A 23,279-nucleotide genomic window follows, 5' to 3' on the forward strand; every position below is an offset into this window, starting at 1 on the left:
GAGTCAAGGGCAGGTTACTCACGTCTTACTCACCCGTTCGCCACTAATCCCCGATGCAAGCACCGGATCATCGTTCGACTTGCATGTGTTAAGCACGCCGCCAGCGTTCGTCCTGAGCCAGGATCAAACTCTCCGTCAAAAAAACGAAAAAACATGAACCCGGCAATGACACCCGACCACCACGGGGGTGGCAGCCAGACATCACAACCAGTAAATAACTGGCATCAACAAACAAAACAACACACTATTGAGTTCTCAAACAACAGGCACGTATCGAATCTGTGCGATCCTTTCGAACCGCTTTCCTCGTCGTTTCCAACTATTTCAATCTAGTTCATCGTTTCTTCATCTGTCAAATCCGCTCTTTCGCGGATCCGAGCCGATGAACGACCCCTAGAAAACCAATTCGGTACGCTGGAGAATGATTCTTCCGAACCGTTCTTCCGCCGTTTCCGACTTGTCGAATCTAATTCATTTGTTTTTCATCTGTCAAATCCGCTCATCCGCGGATCCGAGCCGATGATCAACTCCTGATCCCACGCCGATGTCCCGGTCACTGCGGGTCCGCACTCGTGAGCGCAGCCCGATCGACCGTTGATCGTGGTGTGGGTGGTGCCTGCTCCAGCTGGTCCGTTCCGGGGATCTGAACCTCAGGTTCTTCCCCGTCTCGACCGCGCTGCCCGGCAGGCGACTCGAAGAACACTACGCGGATCCGGGCACCCGTGCAAATCCACCGTGACGCCCGGGCGTGTCCGCCCCTTTCCTCCGGAATCGCGGGGATCGCCGGGCGATCGAAACGGTCGGGCCGTCCCGGGAGGTCAGTGCGCCGACCGGTCCTCGCGCGTGACCTCGGCCACGGCCTGGTTCCGCTTCCCGCGCCGGAGCAGCAGGTACCGCTCGTGCAGCAACCGGGCCGGGTCGACGACGTGGTCGACATCGGTGACCTTGACGTTGTTGACGTAGGCCCCGCCGTCGTTGACGGTGCGCCGGGCCTCCGAGTTGGACGCCACCAGACCGGTGGCGACGAGGAGGTCGACGATGCCGAGCCGGCCGTCGTCCACGGTGGCACGCGGCAGTTCCGCGGTGGCCGCCTGCCAGGTCGGTTCGTCGATGGCACCGAGATCACCCTGGCCGAACACAGCGGCGGAAGCCGCGATGGCCGCTTCGGTCGCGGCGACACCGTGCACGAGGGCGGTGACCTCCCACGCCAGGACCTTCTGGGCCTCGCGCCGGTGCGGGCGCTCGGTCACCTCGCGCGCGAGCTCCTCGATCCGGGCGCGGTCCAGGAACGTGAACACCTTGAGCATGGTGACCACGTCGGCGTCGAGCCGATTCAGCCAGAACTGGTAGAAGGTGTAGGGGCTGCACATCGCGGCGTCGAGCCAGATGGCGTTGCCCTCGCTCTTGCCGAACTTGGTGCCGTCCGCGTTGGTGATCAGCGGGGTGCCGATCGCGTGCACGCCCCGCCCCTCGACCTTGCGCACCAGCTCGGTACCGCTGGTCAGGTTGCCCCACTGGTCCGACCCCCCGGTCTGCAGCGTGCACCCGTACTGCCGGTGCAGCTCGAGGAAGTCCATGCCCTGGAGGATCTGGTAGCTGAACTCGGCGTAGCTGATGCCCTCGTCGGAGTTCAGCCGCGAGGCGACGATCTCCTTCTTGATCATCGTGCCCACCCGGTAGTGCTTGCCCACGTCCCGCAGGAAGTCGATGACGCTCATGGGTCCGGTCCAGTCCAGGTTGTTCACCATGCGCGCCGGGTTCTCACCCTCGAAGTCGAGGAAGCGGCGCACCTGGGACTGCAGGTACCCGACCCATTCCGCCACCGTCTCCTTGGTGTTCATGGTCCGCTCGGCGGACGGGCGCGGATCCCCGACCAGCCCGGTCGAGCCGCCGACCAGGGCCAGCGGGTGGTGGCCGGCCAGCTGCAGCCGGCGCATCGTCAGCAGCTGGACCAGGTTGCCCAGGTGCAGGGACGGGGCCGTCGGGTCGAACCCGCAGTAGTAGGTGATCGGCTCGCCGTCGAGCGCCCGTTCGAGTTCCGTCTCGTCGGTGCTGACCTGCACCAGGCCCCGCCAACGCAGTTCCTCCCAGATGCCGGAGAAGCTCGCGTCGTTGCGCTGCGGCGTGGGAGAGGAGGACGGATCGGGGGTCGACGTCGTCGACGGATCTGGCAGGGCACCGGAGGATGAGGCGGCGGTCACGGACACGCCGTCCACGCTATCAGCCGGCGTCACGCTCATCGATGCCCGCGTCCTCCGCCTCCCGCACCGCCTCCTCGAGTCCGGCCGGCCACCCGGAACTGCTGATCAGCCGTAGCCGCTGGGTGGGACGGGTCATCGCCACGTACAGGTCTCCGGGCCGTCCCCCGGCGTCGGCCATGATCTGCCGCGGCTCGACCACGATGACGCCGTCGAACTCCAGGCCCTTGGCGTCCACCGGGTCGAGCACGACGATGCTCTGGTCCACGGATCCGGCACCGCCGCCGATGCGGGCGCCCCAGCGATCCTGCAGCGCGGCCCGCAGCCGAGGGACGAGTCCGGACGGCGCGATCACGGCGACCAGTCCGCCGTCGACCAGGTCGACGTCCTCGGCCACCGCCGCGACGACGGCCGCGGGAAGCTCCCCGCTGCGCCGGGCCGGCTGGAGCAGGGGCGGCCAGTCGCCGACGCGGACCGCTTCCGGCTCGGAGACCGGTGCCCCCGTGGCCCGGGCCACCGCCACCGCCGCCTCGGCGATCTGCGCGGGCGTGCGGTAGTTGACCGTGAGTTCCTGCAGCGTGAACCGGTCCCCGACGAACGGGGCGAGCGCCTCCGCCCACGAGGTGGCGCCGGCCGCCGACGACGTCTGGGCGATGTCCCCGACGATGGTGAAGGACTTCAACGGGCAGCGGCGCATCAGCAGTCGCCACTGCATGGGCGAGAGCTCCTGCGCCTCGTCCACGATCACGTGGCCGAAGGCCCAGGTGCGGTCCGCCAGCGCCCGCTCGGACGTGGTCACCGTCGCCTCGGCGGCCGCGTTGTGGGCGACGACGTCCTCCGCCGAGAGCATGCCGTCCACCCCCGCGTCGGCGAGGGTCTGGTTCATGTTCTCCAGGGCCTTCTCGGCATTGGCCAGATCCCGGGTGCGGGCGGCGTCGCGCGCCGCGGAGTCGCGTCCGGCCGAGGCGTCCAGGTCGCCCACCAGTTCCGCCGCCTCGTCGAGCAGGGGCACGTCGGCCTCGGTGAAGGGGGCGCCGGGCTCCCGGAGCAGCACACGCCAGTCCTCCTCCGCCAGCAGCCCGGCGGCCGCGGCCGCCAGCTGCTCGGGCCGGCTGAGCAGGTCGTCCACCAGCTTCTTCGCCGTCAGGGGCATCCACGACAGGTTCAGGGCGACACGGACGTCGCGGGAGGTGCGGACGTCCTCGGCGAGCCACGAGCGCTCCCCCGTGTACTCCTTCCCCGACGACGCCTCGACCTTCTGCGTCAGCTGGTCGGTCAGCTCCCGCAGCAGGATCTTGACGAACGTCAGGCGTGCCTCGTTGTGCGCCTTGCCGGTGGCCTGCGCCCGGTCCCGGGCGCGCGCCACCTGGCGCGGGGTGAGCGAGAGGGTGAACCCGTTGACGTCGAGCCGGCGCGGCTCGGCGGGCACCCGCTGCCGGTTGCGCACGGCGGCGGCGACCACGTCCGCCATCACGAGGCCGCCCTTGATGCGGGCGACCCGGGCATCCGGCTCCGGCCCGGCGTGCAGGTCCGGGATCAGGGAGGCCGGGCTGGTCATGATGACGCCGGTCTCGCCGAGGGAGGGCAGCACCCGCTCGATGTAGGTGAGGAACGAGTCCGACGGCCCCACGAGCAGCACACCGGACTTGGCCAGCCGGTCGCGGTGGCTGTAGAGCAGGTAGGCGGCACGGTGCAGGGCGACGGCGGTCTTGCCGGTGCCCGGGCCGCCCTGGACGACGAGCACACCGGGCAGCGGCGAGCGGATGACGGCGTCCTGCTCGGCCTGGATGGTGCTGACGATGTCGCCCATCCGGCCGGTGCGGCGCTCGTTGAGGGCCGCGAGCAGCGCTCCCTCACCGGGGACGACGCCGTCCTCCCCCAGCATCGCGGCGTCCAGCACGTCGTCCTCGAGCGCACGGACGGTGCGTCCGCGCAGCATCAGGTGACGACGGCGGCGCACGCCCTGCCGGTCGAAGGCCGTGGCCTGGTAGAACGTGCCGGCCTCCGGGGCCCGCCAGTCGACCATGAGCCGTTGCAGGTCGTCGGTCGACATGCCGATGCGGCCGATGTAGCGGGTCTCCCCCGAGTCCATGTCCAGCCGGCCGAACACCAGCCTGTCCTCGACGGCGTACAGCTGCGCGAGGCGGTCCTCGTAGAGCGTCGCGAACGCGTCGCGCTCGGAGACGTTCTGCGCCGAGCCGACGGCCCCGGCGCGCCGCACCTGGGCCAGCTGCTCGGTCTTCTGCACCCGCATCTCGTCCAGCCGTGCGTACAGCTGCCCCACGTAGTCGCGCTCGTGTCCGAGCTGGCGCTCCAGGGTGTCGTGCCGGTCTTGCACGCGATCAGTCACGCGTCGATCCTCCCGAATACGGACCGCACGGCGTCGTTCACGCCGACCAGCGCGAACGGAGCACCGGCCACGGTCGCCCCCAACGGACTGTCCATTCTACAACCGGTCGATCGGCGGTAGCCGGACGGTCCCGGCGTGCCGCGCTCGTCCGTGCTGTCGGCAGGCCGGTCGGCAGGGGTGAGCGGGGGACGGCGCACCGGGCACGACCGCAGCCGCGCACTCGGGTGCGCGGCGCGGTGGTTCAGCGCTGTGGTACGCCGCTGTGGCTCGAGCGCGGTCGGGCGCGGCTGCTCAGCCGATGCTCAGGCGCGGATGAGGGAGCGGACGCGGTGGCCGCCCAGGCGGCGGCGTCCGCGCAGTTCGGAGAGTTCGAGCACGACGCCGAAGCCGGCGACGGTGATCCCGGCGCGGCCGAAGAGTTCGGCCGCGGCGGCGAGGGTGCCGCCGGTGGCGAGCACGTCGTCGAGGACGAGCACGCGTGATCCGGCGGGCAGGTCGTCGGTGTGCAGCTCCAGGGTCGAGGTGCCGTACTCGCTGTGGCTCTCGGTGGAGTACGTCTCGCGCGGCAGCTTGCCCGCCTTGCGGACGGTGACGACGCCGGTGCCGGTGGCGTACGCGGCGGCCGCGGCCAGCAGGAACCCGCGCGCTTCGACACCGGCGACGGCGTCGAAGGTCCCGGCGAACGGCTCGACCAGGGCGTCCACGACGGCGCGCAGCGCGGGACCGTCGGCGAACACCGGGGTCAGATCCTTGAAGTGGATGCCGGGGTCGGGGAAGTCCTCGATCGTGACGAGCAGCCGATTGATCTGCGCGTCGACCGATTCCCTCGCGGGCGTGCCGGTGGGCGTGGTCGAAGGTGTGTTCACTCCCTCAACGATACGGGCGCCGGGCGTGGCACCCGTACTTCCGGACCGATGCCGGGCCTCCGCCGTCATCGTCCTGCCTCCACCGGCCGGCGGTCACGCGGTCGCCCGACGTCGCCGCGCGACCGCGGGCCGGTACGGGGAGACCGTGGGGTCGTCGGTCAGCCAGTACCGCCACGGGTAGTCCGCGCTGCCGCCGGGACCGCTGACGCCGACGCGCGGACCGGTGCTGATCGCGGCGTCCTCGGCGGCGGCCGCCGGCAGCTGCACGCGGACGGAGCGCACCGGGTCCGGCGCCTCGTCGGGCAGCGGGCGGGGATCCGCGACGCCGGGGATGATCGGCACGCCGTTGTCGCGCAGGTGCAGGCCCAGGGCCCGCGCCAGTCGTGCCGGCCCGCGAGCGAGGTCGCGGTCGGGGCGCGCGGGGGTGTTCCGGCCGGCGGTGTTCTGGCCGGTCGCGTTCTGGCCGGCGGTATCAGTGCCGGTGCCGTCGGCGTCGGTGCCGGTGCTGTTGCTGTTCGGGCCGGTGGCCTTGCGTCCGGTGGAGGTGTCGCGGCGTCGTCGCGCCAGGTCGTGACCGTCGACCACCTCGCCCGCGCGCAGCAGCACCCCGGTGGCCACCCCGTCGGTGCCGCAGACGACGTTGGCACAGTGATGCATGCCGTAGGTGAAGTAGACGTAGAGGTGTCCGGCCGGGCCGAAGAGGACGGCGTTGCGCGCGGTGCGGCCCCGGAACGAGTGGGCGCCCGGGTCCGGCGCGGCGGAATCCCGCTGCCCCAGGTACGCCTCTGTCTCGGTGATTCGGACGGTGACGCTGCCGGCGTCCGTCGTCGTCGTGATGGTGCCGCCGAGCAGCCGCGGTGCGACGCTCAACGCGTCGTGGGCGGCCAGGAAGCTCAGCAGGTCCTCGGGCATGGCGGCCACGTTACCGGCGGCGGCCCGGGCGGCCGGCTCGACGCGGGCGTCGACGCGGGCGGCCGCCTCGACGCGCGCCCGCGCCCGCGGCCGTGGAGCGGCGACGGAGCCGGCTCGGAGCGACGGCGATGGCAGGATGATCCGGTGCATCCCGACGTCGAGCCCGCCACCGTCGACACCGTCCTGCCCGTCGCCGGGCCGTTCGATCCGGCCGTGTTCGCGTTCCTCGCGCATCGGCGGATCACCGGTGTCGAGGTCGCGGACGGGACGTCCTACCAGCGCTCGATGGACTGCCCCCACGGTCACGCCCTGATGCGCGTGGCCTGGGACGGCGCCCGGATCCGGCTGTCGGCGACCCTGGAGGACGCCCGCGACGCCGCGACGGTGACGTCCGCCGCCCGGACCCTGCTCAGCCTCGACGCCGACCCGCGGCTGCCCGACGCCGCCCTGGCCGAGGACCCGGTGCTCGGCGCGTCGGTCCGACGCCGTCCCGGGCTGCGGGTGGGCGGCAGCGTGGAACCGCACGAGATGCTGATGCGCGCCATCATCGGCCAGCAGATTTCGGAGGCCGCCGCGCGGACCGCGCTGCACCGGCTGGCCGAGCATGCTCCGCCGACCCGGCTGCCCGCGCCCGGCATCGACCGGTTCTTCCCGGACGCCGCGGTGATCGCCGAACACGGTCGCGCGGTGCTGCGGGGGCCCGGTCGTCGCATCGACTCCGTGGTGGGCGTCGCCGAACGGATCACGGGCGGCCGGCTCGACCTGCGGCGGGCCCGCACGACGGCGGAGCTCGGCGCGATGCTGCTGCCGCTGCCCGGCATCGGACCGTGGACGGTGGGCTACGTGGCGCTGCGGTGGCTCGGCGACCCGGACGTGTTCCTCCCGGGCGACGTCGCCGTCCGCAACGGGCTGACCCGGCTCGCCGGTGCGCCCGCACGGCTCAGCCCTGCCGCCGTCACCGCGATGGCCCGGGCGTGGGCGCCGTGGCGTTCGTGGGCGGTGCTGCACGCGTGGCGGGCGCACCTGGCTCCGCCGGAAACACCGCCAGCTCGTCAATAGATGCACCATCGAGCCCTCTCCGGAGCCCGGATGGTGCATCTATTGACGAGCTGGCGTTCAAGAAGCTAACCGCGGACGGCGTCGACCTGGGCCTGCAGCGCCTCGAGCTGAGCCGCGACGGCCGCGGGTGCGGTGCCGCCCTGAGCGGACCGGCTGGTCAGCGACCCCTCCGTCGAGAGGACGCTGCGCACGTCCGGCGTGAAGCGGTCGGAGATGCCCGCGTAGTCCTCGTCGGACAGGTCCCACAGCTCCACGCCGCGGGACTCGGCGAGCTTGACCGCCTCACCGGAGAGCTCGTGCGCCTCCCGGAAGGGCACGCCGGCGCGCACCAGCCATTCGGCCACGTCGGTGGCCAGCGCGAACCCCTGCGGGGCGAGCTCGGCCATCCGGTCGGTGTGGAAGGTCAGCGTCGCGATCATCCCGGAGACGGCCGGCAGCAGCAGTTCGAGGGTGTCGACGGCGTCGAACACCGGTTCCTTGTCCTCCTGCAGGTCCCGGTTGTAGGCGAGCGGCAGGCCCTTCAGGGTCGCGAGCAGGCCGGTCAGATCGCCGATCAGGCGACCTGCCTTGCCGCGCGCGAGCTCGGCGACGTCCGGATTCTTCTTCTGCGGCATGATCGACGAGCCCGTCGAGAACGCGTCGTCGAGGGTGACGAAGCCGAACTCCTTGGTGGCCCAGAGGATGACCTCCTCGCTGATCCGCGACAGGTCGACGCCGATCATGGCGGTGACCCAGGCGAACTCGGCGTACACGTCGCGGGACGCGGTGCCGTCGATCGAGTTGTGCACCGCGGAGGCGAAGCCCAGCTCGGCGGCGACAGCGTTCGGGTCCAGGCCCAGCGACGAGCCGGCGAGCGCCCCGGAGCCGTACGGGCTGACGGCGGCGCGCGCGTCCCAGTCGGCGAGGCGCTGCACGTCCCGCAGCAGCGCCCAGGCGTGGGCGAGCAGGTGGTGGGCCAGCAGCACCGGTTGGGCGTGCTGCAGGTGCGTCCGGCCCGGCATCGCCGCGTCGGGGTGGGCCTTCGCCTGGTCGACGAGCGCGTCGATGGTAGCGAGCACGCCGGTCGCGATCGAGGTGGCCGCCTCCCGCAGGTACATCCGCCCCAGGGTGGCGATCTGGTCGTTCCGGGACCGGCCGGCGCGCAGCTTGCCGCCGAGCTCGGGACCGACTCGTTCGATCAGGCCTCGCTCGAGGGAGCCGTGCACGTCCTCGTCGGACTCCGCGGCGGCCCAGGCCCCGGAGGCGACGTCCGCGTCGAGCTGGTCCAGCCCCGCGAGCATCCGCGTCAGCTCGTCCTCGTCGAGCAGACCGGCGGTGTGCAGCACCCGGGCGTGGGCCCGCGAACCGGCGATGTCGTGGTGCGCGAGCCGCCAGTCGAAGTGCGTCGACTTGCTCAGGGCCGCGAGCGCGTCCGCGGGACCGCCGGAGAACCGGCCACCCCACAGCGCACCCGTGTTGGTCCCGTGCCGGGCCGGGCCCGACGCCGGATCAGGCATCGTCGCCCGCGTCCGTCGCGGTACCGGCGGCGTCCGTCTTGTTCAGCGTCGGCACCGCGGACAGGTCCGGGCTGCCACCCACCCGCTGCTCCCGCTCCGAGGCGACCTTCGCGGAGAGACCGTAGATGTCGATGAAGCCGCGAGCGCTGGACTGGTCGAACGCGTCGCCGGTGTCGTAGGTCGCGAGGGAGAAGTCGTACAGCGACGTCTCCGACCGGCGGCCCAGCACCGTCGCCCGGCCGCCGTGCAGCTCGAGCCGGATGTCGCCGTTGACGTACGTCTGCGTGTCGTCGATGAATGCGTCGAGCGAGTGCTTGAGCGGGGAGAACCACTGGCCGTCGTAGACCAGCTCGGTCCACCGCTGGCCGACGGTCTTCTTGAACCGGGCCTGCTCCCGCTCGATGGTGACGTTCTCGAGCTCGCGGTGCGCGGCGATCAGCGCCATCGCACCGGGGGCCTCGTAGATCTCGCGGCTCTTGATGCCGACCAGCCGGTCCTCGACGATGTCGATCCGGCCAACGCCCTGGGCGCCGGCCCGCCGGTTCAGTTCCTCGATGGCCTGCAGCGGGGTGACGGCGACGCCGTCGAGCGCCACCGGCACACCGGCGCGGAAGGAGATCTCCACGACGTCGGCGACCGGCGGGAAGGCCGGATCGTCGGTGTAGCTGTAGACGTCCTTCGTGGGCTGGTTCCAGATGTCCTCGAGGAACCCGGTCTCGACGGCCCGGCCCCACACGTTCTGGTCGATGGAGAACGGGTTCTTCTTCGTCGTCTCGATCGGCAGGTTGTTCCGCTCGGCGAAGTCGATGGCCTTGTCCCGGGTCAGGGCGAGGTCGCGGACGGGCGCGATGCAGGTCAGGTCGGGCCCGAGGGTCTGGATGCCCACCTCGAAGCGGACCTGGTCGTTGCCCTTGCCGGTGCAGCCGTGCGCCACGGTCGAGGCGCCGAACTGGCGGGCCGCGGCGACCAGGTGCTTGACGATGACCGGCCGGGACAGCGCCGAGACCAGCGGGTAGGAGTCCATGTAGAGGGAGTTCGCCTTCAGCGCCGGCATGCAGTAGTCCTGCGCGAACTCGTCGCGGGCGTCGGCGACGTACGCCTCCACGGCACCGCAGTCCAGCGCACGCTGGCGGACCGTCTCCAGGGACTCCCCGCCCTGCCCGACGTCGACCGCCACGGCGATGACCTCACTGCCCGTCGCCTCGGCGATCCACCCGATGGCCACCGATGTGTCGAGACCGCCCGAATAGGCCAGCACGATCCGCTCGCTCACTGAACTCTCCTCCTGGATGATGATGCACGTTCTTGCAAAACTATACAGTGGAATAAGAATTTATGCATTCCGGCGTCGGGCCCGCTGTCGGTGCCCTCTCCTAGGATGAGGCGATGGGCCCCGGACCGCACGTTCGACTGATCTATCCGCACCAGTTGTTCGCCGCGCACCTGGACGCGGACCCCGGCACCGTCATGCTGCTGGTCGAGGACGACCTGTACTTCCGGCAGCTGTTGTTCCACGCCCAGAAGCTGGTTCTGCACCGCGCCAGCATGGACCGGTTCGCCGACCGGCTGCGGGAGGCCGGCTTCGACGTCGAGACGCTGCGCACGGATGCCGCGGAGGCGACGGCGCCCCGGCTCACCGCGGCCGTCCGGGCGCGGAAGCCGTCCCGGGTGACCGTGTACGACGTCGTCGACGACTTCCTCTCCCGCTCCTGCGTGACGTCCCTCGCCGACGCCGGCTACACGCTCGAGGCGGACGACGTGCTCGAGACCCCCAACTTCCTCACCACGCGCCAGCAGATCGACGAGTGGTTCGCCGGGGGGCACCGCGCTCGCATGCAGGCGTTCTACACGTGGCAGCGGCGCCGCCTCGACGTCCTCGTCACCGGGCAGGACCCCGTGGGCGGGAAGTGGTCCTTCGACCCGGAGAACCGGAAGAAGCTCCCCCGCGGCCACCTCGTGCCCGGCGTCACCTGGCCCGACCGGCACCCGGCCGTGACGGCGGCGATCGCCTGGGTGGCCGAGGAGTTCCCGGACGCCCCGGGGAACGCCGAGTCGTTCGCGTGGCCCACCAGCCACGACGAGGCCGAGGCGATGCTGACCGAGTTCCTGGACGAGCGGCTGGCGCTGTTCGGACCCTACGAGGACGCCATCGCCCGCGCCCACCCGTTCATCTACCACGCGGCCATGAGTCCCGGCCTGAACACCGGACTGCTCGACCCCGCCGACGTGCTCGAGCGCGTCCTCGAGGCCGGCCACGACGACGCCGTGCCGCTCGCCTCCCTCGAGGGCTTCGTGCGGCAGCTGATCGGGTGGCGGGAGTACATGCGCGCCACCTACCGCCGCTGGGGCCGTCGGATGCGCACGTCGAACGCCCTCGGGCACACCCGTTCCCTGGATCCGGGCTGGTGGACGGGTGAGACCGGGCTCGACCCGGTCGACCATGTGATCGACGGGGTGCTGGAGCGGGCCTGGTCCCATCACATCGAGCGCCTGATGGTGGTGGGCAACGCGATGTGCCTGCTGCGGACCGACCCGGTGGACGTCTACGAGTGGTTCATGGTCATGTACATCGACGCGTACGACTGGGTGATGGTGCCCAACGTGCACGCGATGAGCCAGTACGCCGCGGGCGGCGCCATCACCACGAAGCCGTACGTCTCGGGCAGTCACTACCTGACCACGATGTCGGACTTCGGCACCGGCGAGTGGCGGGCGGACTGGGACGGGCTCTACTGGTCCTTCGTCGCCGACCACCGGGAGACGTTCGCGTCCAACCACCGCTCCCAGATGGTGCTGCGGCACCTGGAGGGGATGGACGAGGCCACCCTCGCCGGCCACCGCGAGCGCGCGGCGCCGTACCTGACGGACTGAACGGGAGACTCCAGCACGTGGTGATGCACTCGATCGAGTTCACGCTCGACCCCGACGCCGAGGATGCGATCCGGGCGGACTGGGACGACCTGCTCGCGGCCGGACTGCCGTCGGCGGGGGCGCACCGTTCGGCCAGCAACCGGCCCCATGTGACGGTGCTGGCCGCGACGTCGGTGCCGGAGCCGCTGCAGGAGGAGGCCGAGCACCTGCTCGCGCCGGTGCTGCCGGTGGCGGCGCGCTGGGGCGGACTCGTGCTGTTCGGCAACCGGCGGCTCGTCCTCGCCCGGCTGGTCGAGGTGGACCGGGCGGTCACCGACGTCGTGCACGGCCTGCAGGAGTCCGCCGTCGACGTCGCCGCCGACCCTCTCCGTGCGTGGGTCCCCCACGTGACCCTGTGCCGCCGGCTGGAGCCGGCCCAGGTCAGCACGGCGCTCGCCACGCTGCCGATCCTGCCGGCCGCGCCGCCGTCCCTGGTCGGTGTGCGCCGGTGGAACCCGGAGCAGCGGACGGTCACGACGCTGCTCGGCTGAGGGCGCCCGGCCCCCTCCGGCGTCGGGCGTGACGACGGCCGTCAGCGACGCTCGGCGGCCCTGACCATCCCGCGGAGCATCGCCGCGAAGACGACCCGGTGCGCGGGCAACTGCCCGTACCAGTAGGCCGGCCCGGCGACGCCGCGCGGCTCGAAGGTGATGACCTGCTCGAGCGCGGCACCGGCGCCCGCGGGCGTCACCGTCAGGGTCATGCGCGCCGTCCCCGGCATCCGCATCTCGGCCCGCAGGGTCAGGGACCGGCCCGGGACGATCGCCTCGACGACCCAGAAGTCGACGACGTCGCCGACCCGCAGCGGTCGGTTCGGTCGACCACGCATCCCGGGCCCGCCGACCACGCGATCCAGTGCCGCGCGCACGGACCACAGCCGCGTGAAGGCGTACCAGCCGGCCGGCCCGCCGACACCCTCGACCACGGACCAGACCCGGTCCACCGGGGCGCGGACCTCCCGCCTCCGGCGCTCTCCCAGCGTCACGACGCCGCGCTCACGACGCCCGGATGCCCCATCAGGCGTCCAGGCTGATCTCCCGCTTGAGGATCTTGCCCGTCGGGCCCTTCGGGAGGGCGTCGACGAACGCGATCCGCCGCGGGTACTTGTACGCGGCCAGCCGCTCCTTCGCCCACGCCGTCAACTCCTCGGTCAGCGCCTCCCGGTCGTCGCCCTGGTGCTCGGCCTTGAGCGCAACGACCGCGGCGATCTCCTGGCCGTTCAGGTCGTGCGGGATGCCGATGACCGCGGCCTCGGCGACGGCCGGGTGCTCGTACAGCACCTCCTCGACCTCGCGCGGGTACACGTTGTACCCACCGCGCAGGATCATGTCCTTCTTGCGGTCGACGATGAAGTACACACCGTCCGCGTCGCGCCGGGCCAGGTCCCCGGTGTGGAACCAGCCGTCGACGATCGCGGTGGCGGTCGCCTCCGGGTTCTTCCAGTAGCCCTTCATCACGAAGGGACCGGCCACGAGCAGCTCACCGACGGCGTCATCGGCCGCCTCCCCGCCGTCGCCGTCGTCCACCCTTAGCTGCGCGTCCGGCACCGGTGTGCCGATCGAGCCGGGCTTGCGCGGACCGTCGAGCTGGTTGAAGGAGACCGCCGGGGACGTCTCGGAGAGCCCGTAGCCCTCGAGAAGCGTGGCCTTGTAGGTCCGCTCGAACTCGTGCAGCACCTCGACCGGCAGCGGCGCCCCGCCCGAGACGGCCACCCGCAGGCTGGACGCGTCGACCGGGCTCGGGTCGCGCAGCAGCGCGATGTACATGGTCGGGACGCCGAGGAAGATCGTGACCTTGTCCCGCTCGATGATGCGCTTGGCCGCGGCCGGGTCGAACCGGGGCAGCAGGGTGATGGCGCCGCCCTGCGCGATCGCCGCGTTCAGGGCGCTGGTCTGGCCGAAGACGTGGAAGAACGGCAGGCCGCCGAAGAGGACGTCCTGGGGCCCCAGCGCGAACAGGCCCGTGGACATCAGCGCGTTCTTGCGGAGGTTGGCGTGCGTCAGCTCGGCGCCCTTGGGGCGCCCGGTGGTGCCGGACGTGTAGAGGATGACGGCGGTCTCCTGGTCGTCACGCTCGACCAGGCCCGGCGTCGGCTCGGTCTGGGCGAGGGACTGCAGGAACGGCCCGGAGTCGATCACGGTCACGCTCGCCCCCGTGGCCTGCGCGGCGGTCCGGGCGGCGTCGGCCATGCCCTCCCACACCCACACCCGCTCGGCACCGGAGTCGGTCAGGTGGTACTCGATCTCACGCGCGGTCAGCAGCGGGTTCAGGGGGACGACGACGGCGCCAGACCGCAGGATCCCGTAGTACACGACCGGCATCTGCGGCACGTTCGGGCTGATCAGGGCGACCCGGTCCCCCGGCTGCACGCCGTCCGCGGTCAGCTGGGCGGCGACGGCCCCGGAGAGCCGCTCCAGCGCCGCATACGTCAGCACCGTGTCGTCGAGCTTGAGCGCGGTCGCGTCGGCGTGCTCGCTCGCCGAGTCGAGGAGGATCGAGGCAAGGTTGGTCATCATCGTCCGTTCTCGTCGGCCGCGGCCGGCGGGCTGTCATGTCGTGCAGATCACAATACCGGCGGGTAACCATCGGCGACCACCGCCGTGCCGACGACGCACCGGGGCCGCTGTGCGATACCTGTGAACGCGCGCTGTTACTGTCGCAACGGGCCCTTCGACCAGGAGCCCGATCACACCGTTCACGCAGGGGGTTTGTCATGAACAGGAAGTTCTCGATCACGATCACCGGGTTGGCGCTCGCCGCCACGCTCGGGCTCGCCGGATGCGGCGGCTCGTCCAGCACGTCCACCAGCTCGGCAGCAGCCAGCGGCGGCGCGTCCTCCGCCCAGGCCGCGGAGGCCTCGTCGCCCAGCGCCACGCCGACCCCGGAGACGCCGACCGCGACCGTGCTCTACCCGAAGATGAAGGCCGCAGTGAAGGCGGCGACCAGCGCGCACGTGAAGGCCACGGACGTCAGTGGCTCGAAGGAGACCTACGAGGTCACCGGCAACCAGGCCGGCACCAACGCGACCCTGTCCATCGCCTCCCCGACCAAGGGCAAGGCGCAGGTCCTCATCGTCGGGACGAAGGGGTACCTGAAGGGTGACGCGACCTACTGGAAGGCCGTGGGCGCGCCGACGGCCGCCGCCAGCAAGCTGATCGGCAAGTGGGTGGCCGTTCCGGCGGCGAAAATGTCCTCGCTGGGCGAGGTCGGCATCAAGAACATCGCGGACAGTACCTTCAAGAACGACCCGACCTCGGCGCAGCTGGCGAAGGGCACCGTGACCGCCGCCGACCTGGACGGCGTCAAGGCGTGGAAGATCACCGGGTTCGACGGGACCAGCGCGAGCAGCCTCTGGGTGGCCGCCGACGGCGAGCCCTACCCGCTGCGCGTCGCCAACACGAAGGCGAGCACGGGGACGCGCACCACCGAGGACGTCCGCTTCGACCAGTGGAACTCGGCGCCGAAGGCCGTCGCACCGGCCGCCTCGGAGATCGTCGCGGCGCCCGGCCAGGGCTGACGATCCGCGGGGTCGGGCGCAACCCGCCTCCCGCACGCAGGACCTCACGGGCGGACCGGCACAGCCGGTCCGCCCGTCGTCGTCCCGGGACCGACGTCCACACCGTCGGTCCGCCCTCTCCCCCGGAGCCGGACCGCTTGATAGCGTCGCAGCAGGTCACCAGCGCCGGTGGCCGGCCGATCGATCACGCAGGGGGATGCGTCATGATCAGGATCCTGTCGACCACCATGACCGGGGTGGCCCTGGCCGCCGCCGTCGCCCTGTCGGGGTGCGGGGCCCCCGCGGACACGACCCCGGGCGCCGCCGCGTCGGGCCCGGCGTCGGAAACGGCAGCCGGAGCCGCGACGAACACGACCGGGGCCGCCGCCTCGCCGTCGAGCCCAGCGTCGAGCCCGGCGTCGGTATCGAGCGATCCCGCGGCCGCGGCACCCGCGACGACCGACGCGGCGACGTCGTCCGGCACTGCCTCCGGCGGGCAGCTGCCGAGCGCCTACGACCTCTACACCCGGATGCGGGTCGCGCTCACCCTCGCCGACAGCGTCACCTTCCGCACCACGCTGCCGGGCTCGAAGCAGAAGCAGCAGACGGTCGTGTTCACCGGCAACCGGGACGGGACCAACGTCTCCCTGCTGAGGGACACCGACGTCGAGACCGTCGAGGTGCGGGTGGTCGGGAAGACGGCCTACCTCAAGGGCGACCGCCGCTACTGGGAGCAGGACGGCGCCGGGGCCAAGGCGGCCACGCTGGCCGGACGGTGGGTCAGCGGCCCGACGAGCACGTTCGACACACAGCGGACCGACATGACGATGATCCTCGACTCGGCCTTCGCCCAGCAGCCGACCCTGGAGGACCTGAAGAAGGGCCGCGTCGCCCGCACGACGCTCGACGGGGTCCCGGCCTTCACGCTCACCGGCTTCGACGGCTCGGACCGGAACACCCTGTGGATCGCCGCGAGCGGCGACGCCTATCCGCTCCGGCTGACGGTCGAGGACGCGACCATCGCGGAGGCGAGACCGGTCATGCGCGGCCGTGGCGAGATGCGGTTCACCGCGTGGAACGCCGCCCCGAAGGTCAGCGCTCCCCCGGCGTCCCAGGTCACCCCGCTGCGCCGCTGACGCCGTCGAGACAGACGGCGGCGCGAACCGCGGCGCGAATAGTGCGCCCAGGACCGCGACGCCTGCCGCGGCGCTGGGACGGCGCGGCGGGACGACTCAGCGGGAATGGCTCAGCGGGGATGGTTCAGCGGATACCGCTGCGCGCGAAGCCCTGCACGAAGAACCGCTGGAACAGCAGGAAGACGACGACGATCGGCACCACGTTCACCAGGGCGAACGCCATGGTGGCCCCGTAGTCGGCGTTGAACTGACCCTGCAGGTAGAGCAAGCCGATGGGCAGGGTGAACAGCCGGTTCTCCCGCAGCGCGATCAGCGGCCAGGCGAACTCGTTCCAGGACTGCAGCAGGCTCATGAAGAACAGCACCGCCACGAGGGGCCAGGACATCGGCAGCACGACGCGGGTGAACACCCTCAGGTGGCTCGCCCCGTCGAGCCGGGCCGCCTCGATCAGTTCCCGCGGCACCCCGAGCAGGAACTGGCGGGCGAGGAACAGCCCGAAGGCGGACGCGGCGCTCGGCAGGATCACCGCCCAGTAGGTGCCGTACAGGTGCAGCCCGGTGACGATGCGGAACAGCGACACCATGATCACCTGCACCGGGATGGTCAGGGTCGCCAGCGCCACGAAGAACAGCACCGTCGAACCCCGGAACCGCAGGTGCGCGAAGGCGTAGCCGGCGAGCAGGTTGACCGCCGTGGTCAGGATCGCCACCGACAGGGAGATCGCCACCGAATTGCCGAACCACTCGACCACCGGGAACGAGGAGAACACCCGATCCACGTTGTCCCACGTCAGCTGTCGCGGCCACAGGCGGAGTTCGCTGCCGAGCAGTTCGGAGCGCGGTGAGAGCGCCACGACGAGCATCCAGTACAGCGGGGCGATGACGAGCAGGGAGACGACGACGGCGGCGAGGGTCCGCGCGAGCAGACCGGCGCGTCCACGCCGTCGCCGGGAGGGAGCCGGACGGCGCGGGGTGCGATCCGTCCTGGCGGCGTCGGCGGTGGCCGGGTCCGGCAGGGAATCGGTCGTGGTGCGGGCGGCAGTGCTCATTCGGTCAGCTCCCGGGTGCGGCTGCCGCGCCACTGCGCGGCGGTGAAGACGACGGCGAGCAGCAGCAGGACCATCCCGATGGCCGCGGCGTACCCCTGGTCGCGGGTGACGAATCCGTTGTCGTAGGCGTAGGTGACCAGCACCGATGTCGCATTGCGCGGCCCTCCTCCGGTGAGCACGAACACGATGTCGAACACCTGGAAGGAGTAGATGACGTTGAGGATGACCAGGAAGAAGGACGACGGGCCCAGCAGGGGCACGGTGACGTTGCGGAACCGCTGCCATGCGTTGGCACCGTCGATCTCCGCCGCCTCCGGCAGCGCCGTCCCGATCCCCTGCAGCCCGGCCAGGTAGATCAGCATGTTGAAGCCGACCCGCCACCAGATGGTCACGAGCACGACGGAGGCGAAGGCCGCCACGGGGCTGGACTGCCACTGCGCGGCGGGCAGACCCACCGCGCGGAGGATCTTGTCGAGGATGCCGGAGTTCTGGTCGAAGACGAGCACCCCGATGAGCGCCGTCGCCACCCCGGAGACGGCCATCGGGATGATGACCACCGACCGGAACAGTCCGCGCGCCGGCAGCACCGAGTTCAGCAGGACGGCCGCGAGCAGCCCGAGCGCCATCGAGACCGGGGTGACGATCACCGTGAACAGCACGGTGTTGCCCAGGGCCCGCCAGAACAGCGGGTCGCCGACCAGCCGGCCGTAGTTCTCCAGCCCGACCCAGTCGCCGGCGCCGAAGCCGTTGGTCCGCTGGAAGCTGAGCACGAATGCCCCGACGAGCGGGACGAGCACGAAGATCGCGAGCAGCACCATGTTGGGGGCGATCAGCGCGTAGGCCGCCCGCGCCTCGGAGCGGTGACGCGCCGGCTTCCGGTTCAGCCCGGAGACCGGGGCGCCGCCCGTCGTCGGGTCCGTCGTCAGGTCCTGGCTCATGCGTGCGCTCCCGTCGCTGCCGCGATGCCCTCGGCCAGGGCCCGGACCGTCGCGTCCGGGGATCGTCCGCCGACGAAGGCGTCCTCGAGACCGTCCTTCAGGACGGTGATGATCTTCGCCATGTCGGGGCTGGCCACCTGGGCGACGTCCTCCGGCTGGATCACGCCCGCCTGACCCACGAAGGTGGCGGTGAGCTCGGGCCGGACGGCGAACCGCAGGCCGCCGCCGGCGAGATCCCGGCGGGTGGGCAGCAGCGAGGCCCGCGAGCAGAAGTCCTGCATCTGGTCCTTCCGGGTGATGAAGTCGAGGAACGAGGCCGCCAGGTCCGGCTTGCTGGTCTGCGCCGTGGCGACCAGGGCGTTGCCGCCGAAGTCGCCGCCCCCGCGGGCGCGCCGGGGGGCGACGGCGGCCGTCCAGTCGAAGTCGAGGGTCTTCGCGGCGTCGGGGATCTGGAACGCTCCGGACCAGACCATCGCGACCGTCCCCGAGTACCAGGAGTCCACCGCGTAGGTCGAGGACTTGATCGAGTCGTTGGCCGGGACCCAGCGCTCGGTGAAGAACCGCTGGGCGAACGCGACCGCGTCCCGCCCGGCGGCGGAGTCGATGGCCGGGGTCCGCTGGTCCGTGCCGAGGAAGGCACCGTCGGCCTGGAAGAGCAGGCTGAGCCACCGCGTGACGCCGTTGCCCTGCCAGTTGTAGGCGAAGGGGTACCGATCCGCGGGCAGCGCCCGCCGCAGCTTTCCGGCCACGTCGGCCAGTTCGTCCCACGTCCACGCCTCGGCCGCGGTCCGCGGCACCGTGGTGATGCCCGCCTTCCGCAGCATCTCGGTGTTGACCAGCAGCGCCGAGGTGTCCGTGTGGTGCGGGACCCCGAACGGGCGTCCCTGCGCCTGCACGGCGGCCCACGCCGTCGCGGTGAATCGGTCCCCGACGCCGGCGTTGAGCGACCGGCTCAGGTCCAGCAGCTGTCCCCGGGCCGCGTAGGCGCCGAAGGAGTAGTACGGCACCCGGAACACGTCCGGCGGGTTGCCGGCCTGCAGCTGGGCGTCGATGTTCGTGAACATCTGCTCGTAGGGCACGGAGTTCAAGGCGACGTGCCGACCCGGGTACGCCTGCTCGAAGCCGGCGATCGCGGACCGGAAGCCGGCGAGCTCGGCGTCCGTGCCCCACGTGGTGAAGGTCAGGGTGTCGGCGTCGGCCTCGGACCCGCTGCTCTGCGGGACGAAGCCGCAGCCCGCGGCCATCAGCGGTACCGCCGCTGCACCGGCCGCTCGGAGGAAACGGCGTCGGGTCACCTGCATGGATGCTCCTGTCGAGTGCCGGCGGGACGTGGTCGACGCGGCCCGTGACCTGATGTCACGGAAATCGAGATATCAGGTCACGGTCAGTATGCCCGACGACGGCGCCGACGGCACGACCCGGATGACGACGAGGTCCGGACCGGGACCGCGGAGGCGCTCGCCGACCGGAGCCCGCACCCGGTGGAACTGCGCCCGGTGGAACAATGAACGGATGGACGAGACACGCGACGCGACGGACGAGCTGACCGATCACCCGACCGAGCAGCCGGCCGCTCCATCAGACACCCGGCCGGCCGGCCGCGAGACCGACCAGCTGACCGACGAGGACCTCGCGCTGCTGAACGAGATGTTCGACCTCGCCCGCGACGGCGACACCGAGCGGTTGAGCGCCTTCGTCGACGCCGGCCTGCCGGTCGACCTGACGAACGCCAAGGGCGACACCCTGCTGATCCTCGCGGCCTACCACCAGCAGACCGGGACGGTGGAGGCGCTGCTGGCGCGCGACGCCGAGACGGAGCGGGTCAACGACATGGGTCAGACGGCTCTGGCGGCGGCGGTGTTCCGGCAGAACGAGGCGATCGTGCGGGCGCTGCTCGCAGCCGGCGCCGACCCGCACGGGGGCCGGCAGACGCCCGTCTCCGTCGCCGACTACTTCCAGCTGCCCGCCATGGCGGAGCTGCTGCGCGCTCCGCGCGACTGAGTCCGAGCCGGCTGGGCTCGAGCCGGCTGGGCTTCAGGGGTCCAGGTCTCAGGCAGCTGGGCTCGAGGCGGCCGGGTCTCAGCCGTCCGAGGCCAGCGCGAGGAACCGCGCGGCCAGGTCCGGGCCGCCCTCCGGTTCCCGGCACACGAGCAGCACGGTGTCGTCCCCGGCGATGGTGCCGAGCACGCTGGGCAGCACCGAGTGGTCGATCGCGGACGCCAGGAACTGGGCGGCGCCCGGCGGGGTGCGCAGGACGACGAGGTTCGCCGACGCCTCCGCGGTGACCAGCAGCTCCTCGCACAGCCGGGCCAGGCGCGCGTCGAGCAGTTCCTGGTCCACGGCGCTACGGGGCGTGCGGTCCGCCCCCACGGCCGGGACCGCGTAGACGAGCCCGCCGTCGGCCCCCCGGACGCGTACCGCCCCCAGTTCCACCAGGTCGCGGGAGAGCGTCGCCTGCGTGACCGCGAGACCGTCGTCGGCCAGCCGCTGCGCGAGCTCCGCCTGCGAACGCACCGCCGACCCCTCGAGCAGCGCCGCGATGCGGGCCTGCCGGGCCGTCTTCGTCGTCGGCCGGGATCGGGCGCCCTCCGAGCCGGCGCTCACGAGGACGAGCCCGGCGCGTCGATCAGCCCCGAGGCGTCCATCAGCCAGTGCATGATCGCCTTCTGCGCGTGCAACCGGTTCTCCGCCTCGTCCCACACGACGGACTGGGGCCCGTCGATGACGCCGGCGCTGATCTCGTACCCGCGGTAGGCCGGCAGGCAGTGCAGGACGATCGCGCCGGGCGCCGCCGCCGCGAGGGCCGCCTCGTCGATCGCGTACGGCCGGAAGACCTCGGCCCGGTCGGCCTTCTCGTCCTCCTGCCCCATCGACACCCACGTGTCGGTCGCGAGCACGTCGGCGCCGTCGAGCGCCTCGGCGGCGGACGTCGTCACCAGCACGGATCCGCCGGTGGCCTGCGCACGTTCCCGGGCGGCCGCGACGATCGCCTCGTCCGGCAGGTAGCCCTCCGGCCCGGCAACCCGTACGTGCATGCCGGCGTTCACGCCCGCGAGCAGGTACGAGTTCGCCATGTTGTTCGCGGCGTCGCCGAGGTAGGCGAGCGTGAGCCCGGCGGTGCGGCCGCAGTGCTCCCGGACGGTCAGCAGGTCCGCGAGCAGCTGGCACGGGTGGTAGTCATCGCTCAGGGCGTTGATCACCGGCACCGAGCTGAACCGGGCCATCTCCTCGAGGCCGGCCTGCGCGTAGGTGCGCCACACGATCGTGTGCACCATCCGCTCGAGGACGCGGGCGGTGTCCGCGACGGACTCCTTGTGCCCGATCTGGGACTCCCCCGGATTGATGATCAGCGGGTTGCCGCCGAGGTCCGCGACGCCCGCGGCGAAGGAGACCCGGGTCCGGGTGGAGGTCTTGTCGAAGATCACCGCGACGGTCTTCGACGCGTGCCCCGACGCTGCGTACGTACGGTACCCGTACCGGTCCGCCTTCATGGCGGCGGCGAGATCGAGCACCTCGGCCTGCTCGGCCGGGCTGAGATCGAGGTCGGTGAGGAAGTGCCGGGTCATGGGAACTACTCCTGGGCGGGTTCGGGCCGGGCGGTCCCGGCGGAGGGTGCAGCCGACGTGCCGGCGGTCGCCGCGCGGGCCGCGTCGAGGATGCCCGGCAGGGCGGCGAGGAAGCCGTCGGCCTCCTCGGTGGTCAGCAGCAGCGCCGGGGCGAGCCGGATCGTGCGCGGCCCGGGGGCGTTGACGATGAAGCCGGCGTCGAGGGCCGCGAGGACGGCGGCAGGGGCCAGCCCGTCCGCGGGATCGGCGTCCAGGTCGAAGCCGATCAGCAGGCCCTCGCCGCGCACGGCGGTCACGCCCGGCGTCCGGGCGAGGCCCTCGCGCAGGTGCCGGCCGACGCGGTCGGCGTTGCCGAGCAGGTCGTCGGACTCGATCACGTGCAGGGTCGCCAGACCCGCCGCGGTCGCGACGGGGTTGCCGCCGAAGGTGCTGCCGTGCTGGCCGGGGCCGAGCAGGTCCGAGACGGCCGAGCCGAAGGTGATCAGGGCACCGATCGGGAAGCCGCCGCCGAGGCCCTTGGCCAGGGTCACGGCGTCGGGCATCAGGTCCGGTTCGTGCTGGAAGGCGAACCAGCGCCCGGTGCGGCCGACACCGGTCTGCACCTCGTCGAGGATGAGCAGGGCGCCCGCCTCGCGGGTCAGCCGGCGGGCCTCCCGCAGGTAGCCCGGGGGCAGCGGCAGCACGCCGGCCTCGCCCTGGATGGGTTCGAGCACCAGCGCGGCGGTCTCCTCCGTGATGGCGGCGCGCAGGGCGTCCAGGTCACCGGCGGGGATGTGCGTCACGCCGCCGGGCAGCGGGGCGAACGGCTCCCGGTAGGCGGCCTTGTGCGTGAGGCTGAGCGCCCCGATCGTCCGGCCGTGGAAACCCTGTTCGAGAGCGACGACAGTGGGCCGCACCGGGTCCGCGCTGTTGCCCGCGCGGCGGGCCAGCTTCAGCGCCGCCTCGACCGCCTCGGTGCCGGAATTGGCGAAGAACACGCGGGAGCCGGCGGGGGCGCCGGCCAGCGCCAGCAGCCGCTCGGCGAGCGCCACCTGCGTGGGGCTGGTGAAGAAGTTCGAGATGTGGCCGAGCGTGGCCTGCTGGCTCGCGACGACGCTGGTCAGCAGCGGGTGGGCGTGCCCGAGGACGTTGACGGCGATGCCGCCGAGCAGGTCCAGGTACTCCGCGCCATCGGCGTCCCACACCCGGCTGCCGGAGCCGCGCACGAGCACGCGCTGCGGGGTGCCGAACACGTCGAGCAGGGACCCGGAGTAGCGCTCGAGCCAGGCGGCGCCGGTCGACACGGTGCCGCCGGTCCCCCCGAT

General features: G+C 71.8%; 20 protein-coding genes and 1 rRNA gene. 6 read left to right on the plus strand and 15 right to left on the minus strand.

Annotated elements, in window-relative coordinates; genetic code table 11:
- The 5 genes from BGP79_RS12615 to BGP79_RS12635 form a co-directional block, all read right to left on the minus strand.
- Positions 1-139: ribosomal RNA gene (locus BGP79_RS12615) — 16S ribosomal RNA — on the minus strand; the annotation flags it as partial.
- Between the two features lie 679 nt (positions 140-818).
- The gene (gene tyrS, locus BGP79_RS12620; protein ID WP_083701903.1) at positions 819-2,240 is read right to left on the minus strand and encodes a tyrosine--tRNA ligase; all 1,422 of its coding nucleotides are present in this window, start codon (positions 2,238-2,240) and stop codon (positions 819-821) included.
- The gene (locus BGP79_RS12625) at positions 2,221-4,548 is read right to left on the minus strand and encodes an AAA family ATPase (protein ID WP_233121504.1); all 2,328 of its coding nucleotides are present in this window, start codon (positions 4,546-4,548) and stop codon (positions 2,221-2,223) included. The genes tyrS and BGP79_RS12625 overlap by 20 nt, the downstream gene beginning before the upstream one ends.
- Positions 4,549-4,850: 302 nt before the next feature.
- Positions 4,851-5,414, minus strand: coding sequence for an adenine phosphoribosyltransferase (locus BGP79_RS12630; RefSeq protein WP_076696109.1), 564 nt, complete (start codon positions 5,412-5,414; stop codon positions 4,851-4,853).
- A gap of 93 nt (positions 5,415-5,507) precedes the next feature.
- Positions 5,508-6,476 carry a DNA-3-methyladenine glycosylase gene (locus tag BGP79_RS12635; protein ID WP_076696111.1) on the minus strand — a complete coding sequence of 323 codons (969 nt, stop codon included), beginning with the start codon at positions 6,474-6,476 and terminating at the stop codon, positions 5,508-5,510.
- Here BGP79_RS12635 and BGP79_RS12640 point away from each other — a divergent pair.
- The gene (locus BGP79_RS12640) at positions 6,471-7,385 is read left to right on the plus strand and encodes a DNA-3-methyladenine glycosylase (protein ID WP_076696113.1); all 915 of its coding nucleotides are present in this window, start codon (positions 6,471-6,473) and stop codon (positions 7,383-7,385) included. The two genes, BGP79_RS12635 and BGP79_RS12640, sit on opposite strands and share 6 nt — an antisense overlap.
- 65 nt (positions 7,386-7,450) lie before the next feature.
- Here BGP79_RS12640 and argH read toward each other — a convergent pair whose 3' ends face one another.
- Both argH and BGP79_RS12650 read right to left on the minus strand, forming a co-directional pair.
- Positions 7,451-8,881, minus strand: a complete 1,431-nt coding sequence (gene argH / locus BGP79_RS12645) for an argininosuccinate lyase (RefSeq protein WP_076696115.1) — start codon at positions 8,879-8,881, stop codon at positions 7,451-7,453.
- Positions 8,874-10,154 (minus strand): argininosuccinate synthase, encoded by a 1,281-nt coding sequence (locus BGP79_RS12650; protein ID WP_076696116.1) that lies wholly within the window; start codon positions 10,152-10,154, stop codon positions 8,874-8,876. Before BGP79_RS12650 ends, argH begins: the two co-directional genes overlap by 8 nt.
- A gap of 113 nt (positions 10,155-10,267) precedes the next feature.
- On the opposite strand from BGP79_RS12650, the gene BGP79_RS12655 reads away from it, so the two are divergent.
- Both BGP79_RS12655 and BGP79_RS16665 read left to right on the plus strand, forming a co-directional pair.
- Entirely contained in the window at positions 10,268-11,752 is a 1,485-nt protein-coding gene (locus BGP79_RS12655) for a cryptochrome/photolyase family protein (protein WP_076696118.1), read from the plus strand.
- A gap of 23 nt (positions 11,753-11,775) precedes the next feature.
- Positions 11,776-12,282: a 2'-5' RNA ligase family protein gene (locus tag BGP79_RS16665; RefSeq protein ID WP_076696906.1), complete on the plus strand. Its 507-nt coding sequence runs from the start codon at positions 11,776-11,778 to the stop codon at positions 12,280-12,282.
- Positions 12,283-12,323: 41 nt separating this feature from the next.
- Here BGP79_RS16665 and BGP79_RS12665 read toward each other — a convergent pair whose 3' ends face one another.
- Both BGP79_RS12665 and BGP79_RS12670 read right to left on the minus strand, forming a co-directional pair.
- Positions 12,324-12,776: a DUF2867 domain-containing protein gene (locus BGP79_RS12665; RefSeq protein WP_083701908.1), complete on the minus strand. Its 453-nt coding sequence runs from the start codon at positions 12,774-12,776 to the stop codon at positions 12,324-12,326.
- 31 nt (positions 12,777-12,807) lie between these two features.
- Entirely contained in the window at positions 12,808-14,307 is a 1,500-nt protein-coding gene (locus BGP79_RS12670; protein WP_369800201.1) for a long-chain fatty acid--CoA ligase, read from the minus strand.
- Positions 14,308-14,504: 197 nt separating this feature from the next.
- Between BGP79_RS12670 and BGP79_RS12675 the strand changes: the two genes are divergently transcribed.
- Together BGP79_RS12675 and BGP79_RS12685 are read left to right on the plus strand one after the other, a co-directional pair.
- The gene (locus BGP79_RS12675) at positions 14,505-15,308 is read left to right on the plus strand and encodes a hypothetical protein (RefSeq protein ID WP_076696121.1); all 804 of its coding nucleotides are present in this window, start codon (positions 14,505-14,507) and stop codon (positions 15,306-15,308) included.
- A 203-nt stretch (positions 15,309-15,511) separates the two neighbouring features.
- Positions 15,512-16,423: a hypothetical protein gene (locus BGP79_RS12685; RefSeq protein WP_143588419.1), complete on the plus strand. Its 912-nt coding sequence runs from the start codon at positions 15,512-15,514 to the stop codon at positions 16,421-16,423.
- Between the two features lie 124 nt (positions 16,424-16,547).
- Here BGP79_RS12685 and BGP79_RS12690 read toward each other — a convergent pair whose 3' ends face one another.
- From BGP79_RS12690 to BGP79_RS12700, 3 genes are read right to left on the minus strand one after another with little or no spacing between them, the layout of a single operon-like run.
- Positions 16,548-17,471: a carbohydrate ABC transporter permease gene (locus BGP79_RS12690; RefSeq protein ID WP_083701909.1), complete on the minus strand. Its 924-nt coding sequence runs from the start codon at positions 17,469-17,471 to the stop codon at positions 16,548-16,550.
- Complete coding sequence (locus BGP79_RS12695; RefSeq protein WP_076696127.1) at positions 17,468-18,409, minus strand: carbohydrate ABC transporter permease; 942 nt, start codon at positions 18,407-18,409, stop codon at positions 17,468-17,470. Before BGP79_RS12695 ends, BGP79_RS12690 begins: the two co-directional genes overlap by 4 nt.
- Positions 18,406-19,710: an ABC transporter substrate-binding protein gene (locus BGP79_RS12700; protein ID WP_076696128.1), complete on the minus strand. Its 1,305-nt coding sequence runs from the start codon at positions 19,708-19,710 to the stop codon at positions 18,406-18,408. The genes BGP79_RS12695 and BGP79_RS12700 overlap by 4 nt, the downstream gene beginning before the upstream one ends.
- A gap of 211 nt (positions 19,711-19,921) precedes the next feature.
- Between BGP79_RS12700 and BGP79_RS12705 the strand changes: the two genes are divergently transcribed.
- Positions 19,922-20,410 (plus strand): ankyrin repeat domain-containing protein, encoded by a 489-nt coding sequence (locus tag BGP79_RS12705; RefSeq protein ID WP_083701910.1) that lies wholly within the window; start codon positions 19,922-19,924, stop codon positions 20,408-20,410.
- Positions 20,411-20,488: 78 nt separating this feature from the next.
- Here BGP79_RS12705 and BGP79_RS12710 read toward each other — a convergent pair whose 3' ends face one another.
- From BGP79_RS12710 to BGP79_RS12720, 3 genes are read right to left on the minus strand one after another with little or no spacing between them, the layout of a single operon-like run.
- The gene (locus tag BGP79_RS12710) at positions 20,489-21,013 is read right to left on the minus strand and encodes an arginine repressor (RefSeq protein WP_076696130.1); all 525 of its coding nucleotides are present in this window, start codon (positions 21,011-21,013) and stop codon (positions 20,489-20,491) included.
- Positions 21,010-21,975 (minus strand): ornithine carbamoyltransferase, encoded by a 966-nt coding sequence (gene argF / locus BGP79_RS12715; RefSeq protein WP_076696132.1) that lies wholly within the window; start codon positions 21,973-21,975, stop codon positions 21,010-21,012. Before argF ends, BGP79_RS12710 begins: the two co-directional genes overlap by 4 nt.
- Before the next feature lie 5 nt (positions 21,976-21,980).
- Entirely contained in the window at positions 21,981-23,279 is a 1,299-nt protein-coding gene (locus BGP79_RS12720; RefSeq protein WP_076696914.1) for an acetylornithine transaminase, read from the minus strand.

Source organism: Tersicoccus sp. Bi-70 (genome assembly GCF_001968825.1).
Taxonomy (GTDB): domain Bacteria; phylum Actinomycetota; class Actinomycetes; order Actinomycetales; family Micrococcaceae; genus Tersicoccus.